This is a genomic window from Nocardia rhamnosiphila NBRC 108938, from assembly GCF_000720425.1.
In the GTDB taxonomy this organism is placed as follows: domain Bacteria; phylum Actinomycetota; class Actinomycetes; order Mycobacteriales; family Mycobacteriaceae; genus Nocardia; species Nocardia rhamnosiphila.
Window position 1 is genome coordinate 122,171 of sequence record NZ_JOAJ01000001.1, and the last position, 14,214, is coordinate 136,384.

Below are 14,214 nucleotides of genomic sequence, written 5' to 3' on the forward strand. Positions count from 1 at the left end.
ACAACGCATCAACTCCCACGAACACTGTCCCGTCAATATGGACAGAACGCGCCCCGCTCAATCGCTTTCCCGGAGACGGAACGTAAATCGTTGTCGGCACGTAACATTCGGGCGATGGTGCGGTCCCCGGGAGCAGTCGTACGGGCAGTGGTGGCGGCGGTGGTGTGCGCGGCGGCCACGGCCTGCGGGGGAACACCCGGTGCGCAACCGCCGCAGACCACCCCGGCGGTCCCGGCGCCGCCGGCGGTGACCACCCCACCCCCGCCGGACCCGGCGGCCGTGGGCGCCGACGAACTCGGTGTGGTCCCGATACTGATGTATCACCAGCTCTCGCCGCGGCCGGCCGGCGAATACGACCAGACGCCCGCCGAGTTCCGCGCCGAACTCGACCGGCTCCACCGGGAGGGATACCGGCCGATCACCGCCGCGCAGTACGCCGCGGGAACAGTGGACATCCCGGCGGGGACCCATCCCGTGGTGCTCACCTTCGACGACTCCACCACCAGCCAGCTGCGATTCACCGCCGACGGCGTGCCCGCTCCGGATTGCGCGGTGGCCGTCCTGGAGGAATTCGCGGCCCGGCATCCGGACTTCCCCGCCCGGGCCACTTTCTACGTCACCGACGATGCCTTCGGGGGTGATCCACGCGCCCTGCCGTGGCTGGCCCGCCACGGCTACGAGATCGGCGCGCACACCGCGACCCACCCGGACCTCGGCTCGCTGGATGCCGCGGGTGTGCAGCGGGAACTGGCGCAGAATGTGCGGGCGATCGGGGCCGCCGCCCCGGGCACCGAGGTGCGCACCATGGCCCTGCCGCTGGGCTCGGCCCCGGCCGACCCCGCTCTCGCTCTCGCCGGGAGCTGGGACGGCACCGGCTACCGGTTCGAGGCCGCGATGCTGGTCGGGGCGAACCCCGCCCCCTCCCCGTTCGGCGCGGTGGACCCCGCCGCGGTGCCGCGGATCCGGTCCGGTCTCGGGCGGGTGCCGTTCGATTCCGCCCACTGGCTCGACGAACTCGCGGCGAATCCGGAGTCACGCTTCACCTCCGACGGCGACCCGCAGCGGATCTCGTTTCCCCGTGCCGCGGCCGGTGATCTCGCCCCGCGCTGGGCCGGGCGGGCCGCCCCGTACTGAGGGTCGTTCAGCGGCCGATGCTGTTCAGTTCGGCCACGTCGTCATCGGAGAGGACGAGCCCTGCGCTGGTGATGTTCTCGCGCAGATGCGCTGTCGATGAGGTGCCGGGGATGAGCAGGAGGTTCGGTGAGCGCTGCAGCAACCAGGCCAGCGCGACGGACATCGGTGTGGCGCCCAGTCGGGCGGCGACCTTCGAGAGCGTTTCCGACTGTAGTGGTGTGAAGCCGCCGAGCGGGAAGAACGGCACGTAGGCGATGTTGTCGGCGGCGAGGTGGTCGATGAGGTCGTCGTCGTGGCGGTGGGCGAGGTTGTACATGTTCTGCACGCAGACGATCGGAGCGATGGTCCGTGCCTCGGCGACCTGCTCCTCGGTCACGTTGCTGACCCCGAGGTGACGGATCAGGCCCTCTCGCTGGAGTTCGACGAGTGTTCCGAATGCTTCGGCGAGCGACCCGGGCCGGGGTCCTTCGGCGTCGCCCATGCGCAGGTTGACCAGGTCGAGCACTTCGACACCGAGGCGCTGGAGGTTTTCCTGCACCTGCTTGCGTAGGTCCTCGGGTCGCCGTGCCGGTGGCCAGCCGCCCCGGGTGTCCCGGTTCGCGCCGACCTTGGTGGCGATGAACAGCGACTCCGGGTAGGGGTGCAGTGCCTCGCGGATCAGTTCGTTGGTGATGTACGGCCCATAGGCGTCGCTGGTGTCGATATGGGTGATGCCGAGGTCGACGGCCTCGCGCAGCACGGCCAGGGCCTCGTCGTGGTCGGCGGGCGGTCCCATCACCCAGGGCCCCGCGAGTTGCATTGCGCCGTAACCGAACCGGGTGACGGTGGAGTCGCCCAGAGCCCGGGTACCGCCGGGGAGTGAGGTGGTGGGTGTGTTCACGGTGGTGCCTTTCCTCGTGTAGCGGGGTGGCGCTTCCGGCCTCCCCGCATGATTATCGGAAAGCTACTTCCTTTTGGGGAGTAGGCACCAGAAAGTGCGTAAGCCACCTACAGGTGCGATAGGGGATCGGTGCCGACGACCGAGGACGCCGGGGGACGCGGGCGAAGACGGATTCCGGTCGGCCCCTCAGTCGGGGAGCCGGCGCATCTCCAGCACGGTGAGCCCGAGATTGTCGATCCGGGCCAGGACGGCGCGGACCCCGGTCGGATCGGTGACCGCGCCCGACAGCACCGTGGTGCCGTGGTCTCGGTCGCCGTCGAGTTCAGGGAAGGCGGCCAGCGCGCGTTCGGAGAGTTCGCCGTCGATGGTGAACTGGTATCGCATCGCCGTCTCCTGACTTCCGGACCGGTTCGACCGCGGTGCCGTCGCAGCGGATTCGAGTGTGCGCCGGTCGCGTGGTGTGGCACATCGTCCGCACCGGGTGAACCCGGCCCGCGTCAGAGCAGACCGGTGCGGCGCGCCTCCTGCAGGGTTTCCATCCGGGAGCTGGTGCCGAGTTTCGCGTAGATTCCGCGCAGATGGGTTTTCACGGTGTTGATGGATACGCCGAGGTCGTCGGCGATGTGCTGGGTGGTCCGGCCGGAGGGCAGCTGCCGCAGGATCGTCAGCTCCGTCGCGGTGAGCGCGGGATGGTCGGCCCGCCGGCGGGCCTGATGCCCGGCGCGCACCGAATCGGCGAACGCGCTGCGATGCCCGAAGCAGCCCGCGTAGTAGTCGAGCAGTTCGATGGTGCCCGGAACGTCGAAGAACGGCCGGGTGATCCGGTGGGTGGCGGCGATGCACAGGCCGTTGTCCACGGCTTCGCGGGTCTTGGAGTCATTGCCCAGCTGGTGGTGGGCGCGGGCGTAGAGCAGCCAGCCGGTGAGCTGGGTGACCGGGTGCAGGTTCGGGGTGGCCGTCAGCAGCGGTTCCACCTGCAGTACGACACCGTGATGGTTACCGGAGGCCGCGGTGAGGGCGGCGCCGGACAGCACGGTATCGGGGGTGCGGCCCAGCACGGCGCGGGCGCGTTCGGTGAGATGCTGCGCGGTAGCGGTTTCCCCCGCCTCCAGCAGGGCCCATACCGCGGCGCCGACCAGGCCCCCGCTGAGCGCGGGTGGCGGATCGGCGTCCAGCAGCCGGCCGATACTGCGGCGCAGCCGTTCCGCGGCGGCGCCCCGGTCGGCCGAATGCCGGCAGTCCAGCAGACTGCCCACCACATGGGGGAGCCAGCCGGCCACCGGCCCCGGCGTACCGTCGCGCCGGATGTGCTCGGCACACAGGATCCGGATGTGCCCGGGCTGTGGTTCGATGCCCTGCAGATAGGCGCCGTAGGCCTCCAGGGCGGTGGCGTGCACGGTTTCCGGCAGGTCCAGCAGATCGTGGTCGCGGGCGATGGCGCAGGCCCGTTCGGCGCGCTGGCGCATGGTCGTGATCGATCCGGCCAGACCCGCGGTGACCGCGAGCCGGGTCACCGCGATGAGCCGGAGCCGGGGATGGCAGCGGGACCGGGTGCGGCTCAGCGCGATCCGTAGTCGTTCCTCGCCGCGGGCCAGCTCGCCGCGCAATGCCAGCGCCGTCCCGGTGGTCACCGCGAGGTAGCCGTCCAGATCGGGCCGGTCGGCGGGCGGCATCCGGTCGGGGAACACACCGGTTTCGGTGGCGCTTCCCGTCGCCACCGCCAGTTCCGCGTCCACCGCGGTGGTCAGCGCCTCGAGGCGGTGCGGTCCCGCCAGCGAGAGCGGGTCGTCGTCGGCGAGTAGCCGGGCACTGTCGCGGTAGGCCTGCGCCGAACCGCTGTCCCCGTGCAGCAGCGCATCGGTGACCTGCAGCAATCGCAGATACGGGTCGGCCAGGACATCGGGGGCGGTATCGGCCAGCGAATCGAACAGTGCCGCACCGTCGCCGGCGAACACCAGGGCCAGCGCGTGCTCGGCGAGGAAGCCCGCCAGCGGCCGGTGATCGGCCACCGTGAGCAGATGGGGCAGCGCGGCGCGCAGTTCCCCGGCCGACATCAGCTGCCGCGCGGCGCGCAGCCGTAGATCCGAGCACAGGTCGGTGCCGAGCCGGTTCGCTTCGGCGCGGAAGTACGCGCGCAACATCGGATGGTAGGTGTGCCAGACCTTGCCGCCCCGCGTCAGCGAGGTCATCGGGAAGTTGATCCGGTTCAGTTCGTAGAGCCGGTGCGCCGACCCGCCGCCCACCATGGCGTCGGCGAGTTCCTCGGTGAACTCCTCCGCGATGCTGGTGCAGGTCAAGAACTGGCGCAGCGCCGGGGAGAGGGTGTCGATGAGTTCGCCCACCAGCAGGTCGGTGAACGCGTGCGGCGGCCGGGCGAGTGCGGTCAGGGCGTCGCGATGCGCGCCGTCGTGGGCGGCGAGGTAGATCGCCGCGATCCGGACCAGCGCGGCCCAGCCCTGCGTGAGCGACATCAATGTGCCCAGCGACTCCGGGTCCAGCGCGCAACCGTGTTCGGCGCACAGGCCGGCGGCCTCCTCCGGCGACAACGCCAGATCCGGACCGGCCCACCGGGTCAGCCGGGAGTGCAGTTCCAGCAGATGCCACCGGATCGGGGGCTCGAACCGGGCGCACACCACGGTCGTCACCGTCGGCGGCGCGTACTGCAGGAAGTATTCGAGCCCGGCCAGCGCGAGCGGGTCGGTGATCAGGTGGGCGTCGTCGATCACCAGGACGGTGGGCGCGCCCTCGTCGGCGAGCGCGGCGATCACCGCCTCGGCCTCACCGACGCCGGCCGCGGGCTGTCCGGCGCCCGGCCCGGAACTGCCCAGCCGGGCGCGCAACTCCCCCCACAGCGCGGTCTGCTCACGGATCGTGACCCAGGCGATCCGCGTGTCGTGAGGGGAGCGGGGCAGCCGGCGCGCTGCCCAGTCCGCGACGGCCACGGTTTTGCCGATCCCCACCGCGCCGCAGATCAACAGGATCCCGCCGTTGCCGCTGCCGGCCACGGCGTCCAGCACCGAGTGCAATCGTGGCCGGGACACCGGTGTGAAGGGCAGCACCGGGATGGGCGAGCGGGCCCGGGCCCGCGATACCGGGCGACCCGTCAGATCCAGTGTTGGCGAAGTGGTCACGGTGCCTCCCGAAGACGTCGTCCGAAACAGCACTAGCACGCACTCGGCCGCAGCCTACCGGAGCTGCGAGGGCTCCCAGCGGGTCGTGAACCAACCTGTTACCAGGGCGTATCCGGTCGAAATCATCCGCAGCGGGTGAGCCGGTCGGCCCGGCGACGGCCATAGCGTGGACAGGTCGCCGGCACCGGGGACCCTGTATCCGAAAGCGAGCGAGGTGGGCCATGTCCTTCTGGGAAGTGCTCTGGCTGATCGTGGTGAGTTTCGCGTTCGTCGCCTATCTGCTGCTGCTCTTCTACATCATCGGTGATCTGTTCCGGGACAAGCAGACCTCGGGTTGGGTCAAGGCGATCTGGGTGGTGCTGCTGATCGTGCTGCCGCTGCTGACCTCCCTGGTGTACTTGATCGTGCGCGGCCGGGGGATGACCGAACGCACGGCGGTGGAAGCCGAGCAGGTCGAGGCAGCGCAGCGGAAGTACATCCAGCAGACTGCCGGTACCAGTCCGGCCGCCCAGATCTCCGAGGCGAAGCGGCTGCTGGCCGAGGGCACGATCACCGAGAGCGAATTCGAACGGCTCAAGGCCAAGGCCATGTCGTGACCGGACCCGCTCCGGGCTCCGGCGATCCCGTATCGAAGGACTCCGGGCCGGGCCCGGAGGATGCGGGCTCGGAACCCGAGCGCCCGGAGCCGGCGCCGGAGGGCGCGGTGCCGGGATCGGACGGCGCCGCGCGGGCACCGGAGAACCCCCGCCCGGCGCAGTGGGCGATCCCCCGTGGCCTGATCGTGCTGCTCGTCGCGGCGGCCACGGTGGTGGCCGTCACCGGAGCGAAAGCGTTCTCCGGTGTGCTCGGCCCGGTATTCCTGGCGCTGATGTTCGCTATTGCGGCGCAGCCCATCCAGACCCGGCTGCAGCGCCGCGGCAAACCGGCCTGGATGGGGATGATCGCGGCCCTGGCGGTGGTGTATCTGGTGCTCCTGGGCCTGGTGGGGGCGATGGCATTGTCGGCCGCGCAGCTGGCGACCGCGCTCCCGGACTACTCCGACCAGTTCTCCGCCCTGTTCGATCAGCTCCGCTCGCTGCTGGAACGGTTCGACGTGGACCAGGACCGGATCCAGCAGGCGTTGAGCGGTTTCGACTTCGGCAAACTGGTCGAGGTGCTCGAGGGCGCGCTGCGCGAACTCGCCGGCGTTTTCTCCAACCTGCTGTTCGTGCTGGCCCTGCTGCTGTTCATGGCATTCGACGGGATGACCATCGGCCGCCGGATGACCGTGGTGGCCGGCATGCGGCCCGATATCTCGCACGCGCTGAGCACCTTCGCCGCCGGTACCCGTAAATACCTGATCGTCTCGACGGTGTTCGGGCTCATCGTGGCGGTACTCGACGGTGTGGCGCTGTGGTTGCTCGCGGTCCCGTTCCCGGTGCTGTGGGGATTGTTGTCGTTCATCACCAACTACATTCCGAATATCGGATTCGTGATCGGGCTGATCCCGCCCGCGCTGCTGGCACTGCTCGACGGTGGTTTCTCGCGGATGGTGTGGGTGATCGTGCTCTACTGCGTGTTCAACGTGGTGGTGCAGTCGGTGATCCAGCCGAAATTCGTGGGTGACGCGGTCGGTCTGAGTGTCACGGTCACCTTCCTCTCCCTGGTGTTCTGGTCCTGGGTGCTGGGCGCGCTCGGGGCGCTGCTGGCCATTCCGCTCACGCTGCTGGCCAAGGCGCTGCTGTTCGATATCGACCCGTCGACCCGGTGGATGGATGTACTCATCAGTGACCGGGCGCCGCCCGACACCGAGCCGGACGACGAGGCACCGGCCGTCGGCCCGGCGGCGTGACCCCGTTTCACCCGCGACGGGTGAGGTGAACCCGGCGCGCCCACGCGAGAGTCGACGCACACCTGCGCTCGGAAGGAGTGGAGATGACAACTGCACGGGAGCCGATGACGAGCACCTCCGGCCCGTCCCCGGTACGGCAGGGCGTGGCGGCCGGCACCTCGATCGCCGCGGCGATTCTGCTGTTGACCGTCGGCGCGCTGTCGGTACTGGAAGGAATCGCCGCCGTCGCCGAGGACGAACTGTTCGTCGTCGGCGTGAACTACGCCTACGAATTCGATATCACGACCTGGGGCTGGATCCATCTCGTCCTCGGGATCGTGCTGATCATCAGCGCGCTCGGCCTGCTCACGGGCACAGCCTGGGGTCGCGGCCTGGCGATCGGTATCGCCGCGCTGTCGATTCTGGCGAATTTCCTGTGGCTGCCCTATTACCCGTGGTGGTCGGTTCTGATCATCGCCCTGAACATCGTCGTGATCTGGGCGATCGCGACCTGGCGGCCGCAGACCTGAGCCCAGCGCGTGGTTGTCCTGGGTGATCTGCTTCCGTTGGCGGTGGGAGTGGCGATCTCACCGATTCCGATCGTGGTCGCCATCCTGATGATCCTGTCGAAGAACGCGTCCGCGGCGGCGGGCGGTTTCGCCACCGGCTGGACCGCGGGCATCCTGCTCGCCACCGTCGTCTTCGCCGTGCTCGCCGCCGCGATCGGGCTGTCCGCCGACTCCGAACCCGGGGCGGCCGCGGCGTGGGTGAAGATCGTGCTGGGGCTGCTGTTGCTGGCGGTGGCTCTCGTGCAGTGGCGTCGCCGTGCCGATACCGCCGCACCCGGATGGATGCGGAGTATCGATTCCCTGACCGCCGGGAAGGCCGTACTGCTCGGCGCCGCTCTCGCGGCGGTCAACCCGAAGAATCTGCTGCTGTGCGCGTCGGCGGGAGTGGTGGTGGGGGCGAGCGGGACGGCGGTGGAAGCCCAGATCGTGGCCGTGGTCGTGTTCACGGTGCTCGCCGCGACCAGTGTCCTCGGCGTCGTGGTCGCGTACGCCGTCGCGGCGGATCGGCTGCGCGGCGTGCTGGACCGCAGCCGGGCCTGGCTCGAGGCCAACAACCATGTGGTCATGGCGATGATGCTGCTGGTGATGGGCGCCGTCGTGCTGGGCAAGGGGATCGGGGGCCTGTGACGGACTCGGACGCGGCGATGCCGGGATCCGGGCACTCCGGGGCAGCCGCCGCCAGGTGTCAGCGTCGGCCGCGCCGGCGGATCAGCAGCCCCGTCACCAGTCCGATCAGGAACATGACCAGCAGGATCAGCCACATCGGCGAACTCACGGTGATGGGCAGGAACTGTATCTCCACATGGTCGCGGTTCTCGACGACGAAGATCACGGCGATGACGGTCAGAGCCAGGGCCAGCCACTGGTTCACGGTGATCCGGGACAGCAGCGACGGCTTGGGTTCGCGGTCGGTCATCACATCCTCCGGTGGGCAGTCGGTCGCGACACTGTGCAGTCTCCGCCGTGGCCGGGCCGCGGGCATCACCCGCCGGGGATGACCCGGGGTCGGCGTCGATCGACGTTCATCCGACCCGGGGCGGCGCGGAGACCGCAGCACACGCGGGCGGTGCGCTGGACGGCAGCACGAGGCGTGGCGCGGCGAATGCACCCGCTCGCTTTCCGGCCCGGTGCGTCGAGTGCGACCGTCGGGCCTGCGCGCCGACTTCCCACGCCCACGCCCACGCCCACGCCCGCGCCCGCGCCGCGGATCCCGCGGTCCTCCTGTGCGCCGAGCGGGCAGTTCACCCGTCGTAGGTGATACAGCGGGTGGCCACGGGTGCCTAGCGTGGGTATTCCGGTGCGCCGACACCGCCGTTCGAGCGCGGACCCGCGCGGCGGCCCGGCGGAACTCGGCCGCGCCGGAAACCGAGAGCCGGCCGACAGATCGCGAGGTAACGATGACCACGGAACTGGACTTCGACGACACCGCCGATTTCGGCAACGCGACGCGCGGGTTCATGGCCGAACTCGATCCGCCGGTGGTGACGGCCGCGGACGGCTCGGTGGTCTACGACATCGGCGCCTACGAATTCCTCGACGGCGACTGCCCGGACACCGCGCACCCCAGTCTGTGGCGGCAGGGTCAGCTGTGCAGCAAACAGGGGCTGTTCGAGGTGACCGAAGGCATCTACCAGGTCCGTAATCTGGACCTGTCGAATATGACGCTGGTCGAAGGACGCGACGGTGTCATCGTGATCGATCCCTTGCTGTCGGAGGAGACCGCGGCCGCGGGCCTGGCCCTGTACCGCGCGCAACGCGGTGACCGGCCGGTCACCGGCATGATCTACACCCATTCGCACGCGGACCATTTCGCGGGGGCGCGGGCGGCGGTGCCGGCCGGTCATCCGCCGGTGCCCATCCTGGCGCCCGCCGGATTCCTGGAACACGCGGTGAGCGAGAACGTGTACGCCGGCAATGCCATGAACCGCCGGGCCGTCTTCATGTATGGCGCGGTGCTCCCGAAGGCGCCCGACGGTCAGATCGGGGCCGGACTGGGGATGACGACCTCCACCGGAACCATCACCCTGCTACCGCCCACCGTCGATATCACGCGCACCGGGCAGGAAGAGGAGATCGACGGCGTCCGGATGGTGTTCCAGCTGACCCCGGGCACCGAGGCCCCGGCCGAGATGAACTTCCTGTTCCCCGATCGGCGCGCGCTCTGTATGGCCGAGAACGCGACGCACAATATGCACAATGTGCTGACCCTGCGCGGCGCGGTGGTCCGCGATTCCCGGGTCTGGGCACAGTATCTCGACGAGGCCATCGCCCGGTTCGGCGACAAGGCCGATGTGGCGTTCGCCTCGCACCACTGGCCCACCTGGGGCCGGGAGCACTGGACCACGTGGCTGGCGAACCAGCGTGATATGTACGCCTATCTCCACGATCAGACGCTGCGCCTGACCAACGCGGGCTACACCGGGCCGGAGATCGCCGAACGGTTCGAATTCCCGCCCGAGCTCGACAAGGTCTGGTCGAACCGCGGGTACTACGGCTCCACCAGCCACAACGTCAAAGCCATCTATCAGCGATACATGGGCTGGTACGACGGTAATCCCGCGCATCTGTGGGAGCATCCGCCGGTCGCGCTGGCGCAGCGGTACGTGGCCGACTACGGCGGCATCGAGGCGCTCGTCGCCAAGGGGCGGGAATACGCGGACGCCGGTGATCTCCGGTTCGCGGCGACCCTGCTCAACCATGCGGTGTTCGCCGAGCCCGGCCACGAGGGTGCCAAGGAGACCCTGGCACAGGTCTACGACCGGCTCGGCCACGGCGCCGAGAACGGCACCTGGCGCAACTTCTACCTGACGGGCGCCCAGGAACTGCGTAAGGGCCCGACTCCGACTCCGATCCAATCGGCGAGCCCCGAGATGATGACCGCGCTGACACTGGAGATGATCATCGACTCCCTCGCGGTCCGGATCGACGGCCTGCGCGCCGCCGCGGCCGGATTCACCATGGACTGGGAATTGACCGACGAGGACACCGTCCATCGCATCACCCTGTCCCACGGCGCGCTCACCCATCGCGCCCCCACACCCGACGCACCCGCCGTCGGACCCGCGGATCTCACGCTGACGCTCACCAAGGAACAGTTGCTGCACGCGGTGAGTGGTAAGGGATTCGACGGTGTGACGATGACCGGGGACCGGAGCCTGCTCGACACGTTCATCGGGTTGCTGGACGCTCCGGATCCGCAGTTCCCGATCGTCACGCCCTGAGCGTCGGCACTTCGGGACCGACCGGACCACGGCCGGCGCCCCGGGTACCGACCGTGGTCGCCGGCTTCCGGTTGCCGCCCCCCACCCGGGCCAGGGTGAAAATCTTCCGGTGGCCACCACGCCCGCCCGGGCGCGGTGATCCTTCCGGTGCGCGTGGGCACCGGCCGGGCCGGCGCGGCGCGCCACTACTGGCGGAAGCGGTGGCCCATACCCGGTTCGGTCAGCAGATGCCGTGGATGGGACGGGTCGTCTTCGAGTTTGCGCCGTAGCTGGGCCATATAGACGCGGAGATAGTGGGTTTCGGTCTGATACGCGGGCCCCCACACCTCGCGTAACAGCTCCGTCCGGCCGACCAATTTGCCGCGGTTGCGCACCAGCATTTCCAGAACCCCCCACTCGGTGGGCGTCAGATGCACCTCGGCGCCGCCCTTCACGACCTTCTTCGCCGACAGGTCGACGGTGAACGAATCGGTCACCACCACCGGTTCGTCGGTTTCCGCCGAGGCCGCCGCCCGCCGCAGGGCGGCACGCAAGCGGGCCAGGAACTCGTCCATGCCGAACGGTTTGGTGATGTAGTCGTCGGCGCCGGCGTCGAGCGCGTCCACCTTGTCGGCCGAATCGGTGCGGGCGGAGAGCACGATCACCGGCACCCGGGACCAGCCACGCAACCCGGCCAGCACCTCGATACCGTCGATATCGGGCAGTCCCAGATCCAGGACCACCGCGTCGGGCCGGCGTTCGGTGGCCGCACGGAGCGCGCCCGCGCCGGTGGACGCGGTGATCACCTCGTATCCGCGCACCGACAGGTTGATCCGCATGGCGCGCAGGATCTGCGGTTCGTCGTCCACCACGAGGACGGTCGCATCCGCTCCCGCTCCGGCATCCTGCTCGGGGGGAGTCTTCATCACCGCACCTCCGTCGCCGGTATGTCCTCGTCGACGGTACCGGGCGCGACCGCCAGGTCGACGGTGACCGTCAGTCCACCTCCGGGGGTGTCGGTGGCGGTGACGACACCGCCCATGGCGACCGCGAATCCGCGCACCACCGAGAGCCCGAGCCCCAGACCGCTGGTGTTGTCCCGGTCGCCCAGCTGCTGGAACCGATCGAACACCCGCTCGGTATCGATGCCCGGCAGACCGGGCCCGTGGTCGACCACCCGGATGATCACCCGCCCGTCGGCCGTGGTGGCGTCCACTTTCACCGGGGACTCCGCGCCGTAGCGGAGCGCGTTGTCGACCAGATTGGCCAGGATGCGCTCCAGCAGGTCGGCGTCGGCCCGGACCGCCATCGATCCCACCTGGACCGTCACCCGGTCGAGGGAACTGCGCCGGGCCCCGCGCGGACTGACCCCCACGCTGACCAGTGCCCGGTGCGCGACCTCGTCCAGGTAGACCGGCCGCATCCGCGGCCGCACCACTCCGGCGGCCAGCCGCGACGAATCGAGGAGATTGCCGACCAGCGAGGTGAGTTGATCCGCCGATTCCTCCACCGTCGCCAGGAGTTCGGCACGGTCCTCGGGGGAGAACTCGACATCGTCGGAGCGCAGGCTCGACACGGCGGCCTTGACCGCGGCCAGCGGCGTGCGCAGATCGTGGCTCACCGCGGAGAGGAGGTCACGCCGTAGCCGGTCGGCCTCCGCGAGCGCGGCCGCCTGATTGGCCTCCGCGGCGAGCTGCTGCCGCTGCACCAGCCCCACGGCCTGGTTGGCGACCGCCTCCAGGACGCGCCGGTCCCGGGCGCGCAGGGTCGGTCCGCCCAGGAGCAGCCAGTAGTCGCCGTCGCTCACCTCCACCGCGGTGTCGGCGGTATCGGCGCGTTCGGGTGGATCGGTGCCGACCGTGGCGATCACCCCGTCGGTGTGGTGCCGCAGGCTCACCGCCCGCTGGGCGTAGGTCCGGCGCAGGCGGTCCAGCAGCGCGGTCAGATCGGCGCCGCGCAGGACCGAACCCGCGAACAGTGTCAGCAATTCGGCTTCCCGGGACGCCTGACCGGCCTGTTCGGCCCGCCGGGCGGCGGTATCGACGAGGACCGCCACCGCGACCGCGACGACCAGCAGCAGCACCGCGGGCAGAAAACTGTTCGGTTCCTGGATGGTGACGCTGTAGCGGGGATCGGTGAACAGGACGTTGAGCAGCAGCCCGGCGAGCAGCGCGGCGGCGATCGCCGGCAGGACGCCGCCGAACAGGGCGACCGCCAGCACCGCGACGAAGTACAGCGCGCTCTCGCTCACCAGATCCAGGTAGCGGTCGAGCCAGGCCGCGAGCAGTGCCGAGATCGCCGAGGGCACCACGAACGCGGCGATCCAGGCCGCCGTGCGCCGCGACCGGGGCCGCGGCCGCCGCCGGCGGCGCCGCCGCCGGCCCGCCGCCTCGTGGGTCACCATGTGCACATCGATCTTGCCGGAGCGCTGCACCACCTCCGCGCCGATGCCCTCGTCCACCATCCGCGCCCAGCGGGAGCGCCGGGAGGTGCCCAGTACCAGCTGGGTCGCGTTGACGGTGCGCGCGAAATCGAGGAGGGCGGCGGGGACCTCGTCACCGACCACCGTGTGCAGTTCGGCTCCCAGATGAGCGGCGAGTTCCCGGACCGCCGCCATCTGCGGCGCCGCCACACCGGTCAGCCCGTCGCCGCGGACCACATGCAGCACGAGGAGTTCGGCACTGGATTTGGCCGCGATCCGCGCGGCCCGCCGCACCAGCGTCTCCGATTCCCGGCCCCCGGTGACCGCCACGACCACTCGCTCCCGGGCCTCCCAGGTGTCGGTGATCCGGTGGTCGGCACGGTATTTGGCGAGGGCCGCGTCCACTTGATCGGCCAGCCAGAGCAGCGCCAGTTCGCGCAGCGCGGTGAGGTTGCCGCGCCGGAAATAGTGGGCGAGTGCGGCATCGGCCTTGTCGGGTGCGTAGACATTGCCGAGACCTATCCGCCGCTGCAGTGCTTCCGGGGCGATATCGACCAGTTCGATCTGGTCGGCGGCCCGGACCACCGAGTCCGGTACGGTCTCGCGCTGGACGACGCCGGTGATCTGCTCGACCACATCGTTGAGGCCCTCCAGGTGCTGGATGTTCACCGTCGAGACGACATCGATCCCGGCGGCCAGCAACTCCTGGACATCCTCGTAGCGCTTACGATTCCGGCTGCCCGGGGTGTTGGTGTGGGCCAGTTCGTCCACCAGCACCAGTTCCGGTTGCCGCCGCAGCACCGCGTCCACATCCAGCTCGTACTGCACCGTCCCGCGATAGGGGATCGCGATGCGGGGCAGTTGCTCGAGGCCCTCGAGCAGTTCCGCGGTCTGCGCGCGGCCGTGTGTCTCGACGATCGCGGCCACCACGTCCTGGCCGCGGCCGAGTCGGCGATGCGCCTCGCCGAGCATCGCATACGTTTTCCCGACCCCGGGGGCGGCGCCGAGATAGATGCGCAGCTCACCTGGGGTGCGGTCGTGTGTCGTGCTCACGTCGGCATCATGTCA

12 protein-coding genes are annotated in these 14,214 nt (G+C 69.9%); 6 read left to right on the forward strand and 6 right to left on the reverse strand.

The genetic code is table 11. From position 1 onward, the window contains the following. The first annotated feature begins 114 nt into the window (after positions 1-114). Positions 115-1,134: a polysaccharide deacetylase family protein gene (locus tag IG75_RS0100620; RefSeq protein WP_036512023.1), complete on the forward strand. Its 1,020-nt coding sequence runs from the start codon at positions 115-117 to the stop codon at positions 1,132-1,134. A gap of 7 nt (positions 1,135-1,141) precedes the next feature. On the opposite strand, the gene IG75_RS0100625 is transcribed toward IG75_RS0100620, so the two are convergent. From IG75_RS0100625 to IG75_RS0100635, 3 genes are all read right to left on the reverse strand, one after another. After that, complete coding sequence (locus IG75_RS0100625; RefSeq protein ID WP_030519142.1) at positions 1,142-2,014, reverse strand: aldo/keto reductase family oxidoreductase; 873 nt, start codon at positions 2,012-2,014, stop codon at positions 1,142-1,144. A gap of 186 nt (positions 2,015-2,200) precedes the next feature. Beyond that, positions 2,201-2,398, reverse strand: a complete 198-nt coding sequence (locus IG75_RS0100630) for a hypothetical protein (RefSeq protein ID WP_030519143.1) — start codon at positions 2,396-2,398, stop codon at positions 2,201-2,203. Positions 2,399-2,511: 113 nt separating this feature from the next. Next, entirely contained in the window at positions 2,512-5,145 is a 2,634-nt protein-coding gene (locus IG75_RS0100635) for a winged helix-turn-helix domain-containing protein (RefSeq protein WP_030519144.1), read from the reverse strand. Positions 5,146-5,366: 221 nt separating this feature from the next. Between IG75_RS0100635 and IG75_RS0100640 the strand changes: the two genes are divergently transcribed. The 4 genes from IG75_RS0100640 (at position 5,367) to IG75_RS0100655 (ending at position 8,151) form a co-directional block, all read left to right on the forward strand. Continuing rightward, entirely contained in the window at positions 5,367-5,741 is a 375-nt protein-coding gene (locus IG75_RS0100640) for an SHOCT domain-containing protein (protein ID WP_030519145.1), read from the forward strand. 107 nt (positions 5,742-5,848) lie between these two features. Next, the gene (locus tag IG75_RS0100645) at positions 5,849-6,976 is read left to right on the forward strand and encodes an AI-2E family transporter (RefSeq protein ID WP_036512370.1); all 1,128 of its coding nucleotides are present in this window, start codon (positions 5,849-5,851) and stop codon (positions 6,974-6,976) included. Between the two features lie 83 nt (positions 6,977-7,059). Continuing rightward, entirely contained in the window at positions 7,060-7,485 is a 426-nt protein-coding gene (locus tag IG75_RS0100650) for a DUF7144 family membrane protein (RefSeq protein WP_036512373.1), read from the forward strand. A 9-nt stretch (positions 7,486-7,494) separates the two neighbouring features. Further along, the gene (locus IG75_RS0100655) at positions 7,495-8,151 is read left to right on the forward strand and encodes a GAP family protein (RefSeq protein ID WP_030519148.1); all 657 of its coding nucleotides are present in this window, start codon (positions 7,495-7,497) and stop codon (positions 8,149-8,151) included. Between the two features lie 58 nt (positions 8,152-8,209). Here IG75_RS0100655 and IG75_RS0100660 read toward each other — a convergent pair whose 3' ends face one another. After that, the gene (locus IG75_RS0100660) at positions 8,210-8,440 is read right to left on the reverse strand and encodes a lipopolysaccharide assembly protein LapA domain-containing protein (RefSeq protein WP_030519149.1); all 231 of its coding nucleotides are present in this window, start codon (positions 8,438-8,440) and stop codon (positions 8,210-8,212) included. 481 nt (positions 8,441-8,921) lie between these two features. Between IG75_RS0100660 and IG75_RS0100665 the strand changes: the two genes are divergently transcribed. After that, positions 8,922-10,745 (forward strand): alkyl/aryl-sulfatase, encoded by a 1,824-nt coding sequence (locus tag IG75_RS0100665; protein ID WP_030519150.1) that lies wholly within the window; start codon positions 8,922-8,924, stop codon positions 10,743-10,745. 185 nt (positions 10,746-10,930) lie between these two features. Here IG75_RS0100665 and IG75_RS0100670 read toward each other — a convergent pair whose 3' ends face one another. Both IG75_RS0100670 and IG75_RS0100675 read right to left on the reverse strand, forming a co-directional pair. Further along, entirely contained in the window at positions 10,931-11,650 is a 720-nt protein-coding gene (locus IG75_RS0100670; RefSeq protein ID WP_051714051.1) for a response regulator, read from the reverse strand. Then, entirely contained in the window at positions 11,650-14,199 is a 2,550-nt protein-coding gene (locus IG75_RS0100675) for a sensor histidine kinase (RefSeq protein ID WP_030519152.1), read from the reverse strand. The genes IG75_RS0100670 and IG75_RS0100675 overlap by 1 nt, the downstream gene beginning before the upstream one ends. Positions 14,200-14,214 lie beyond the last annotated feature (15 nt).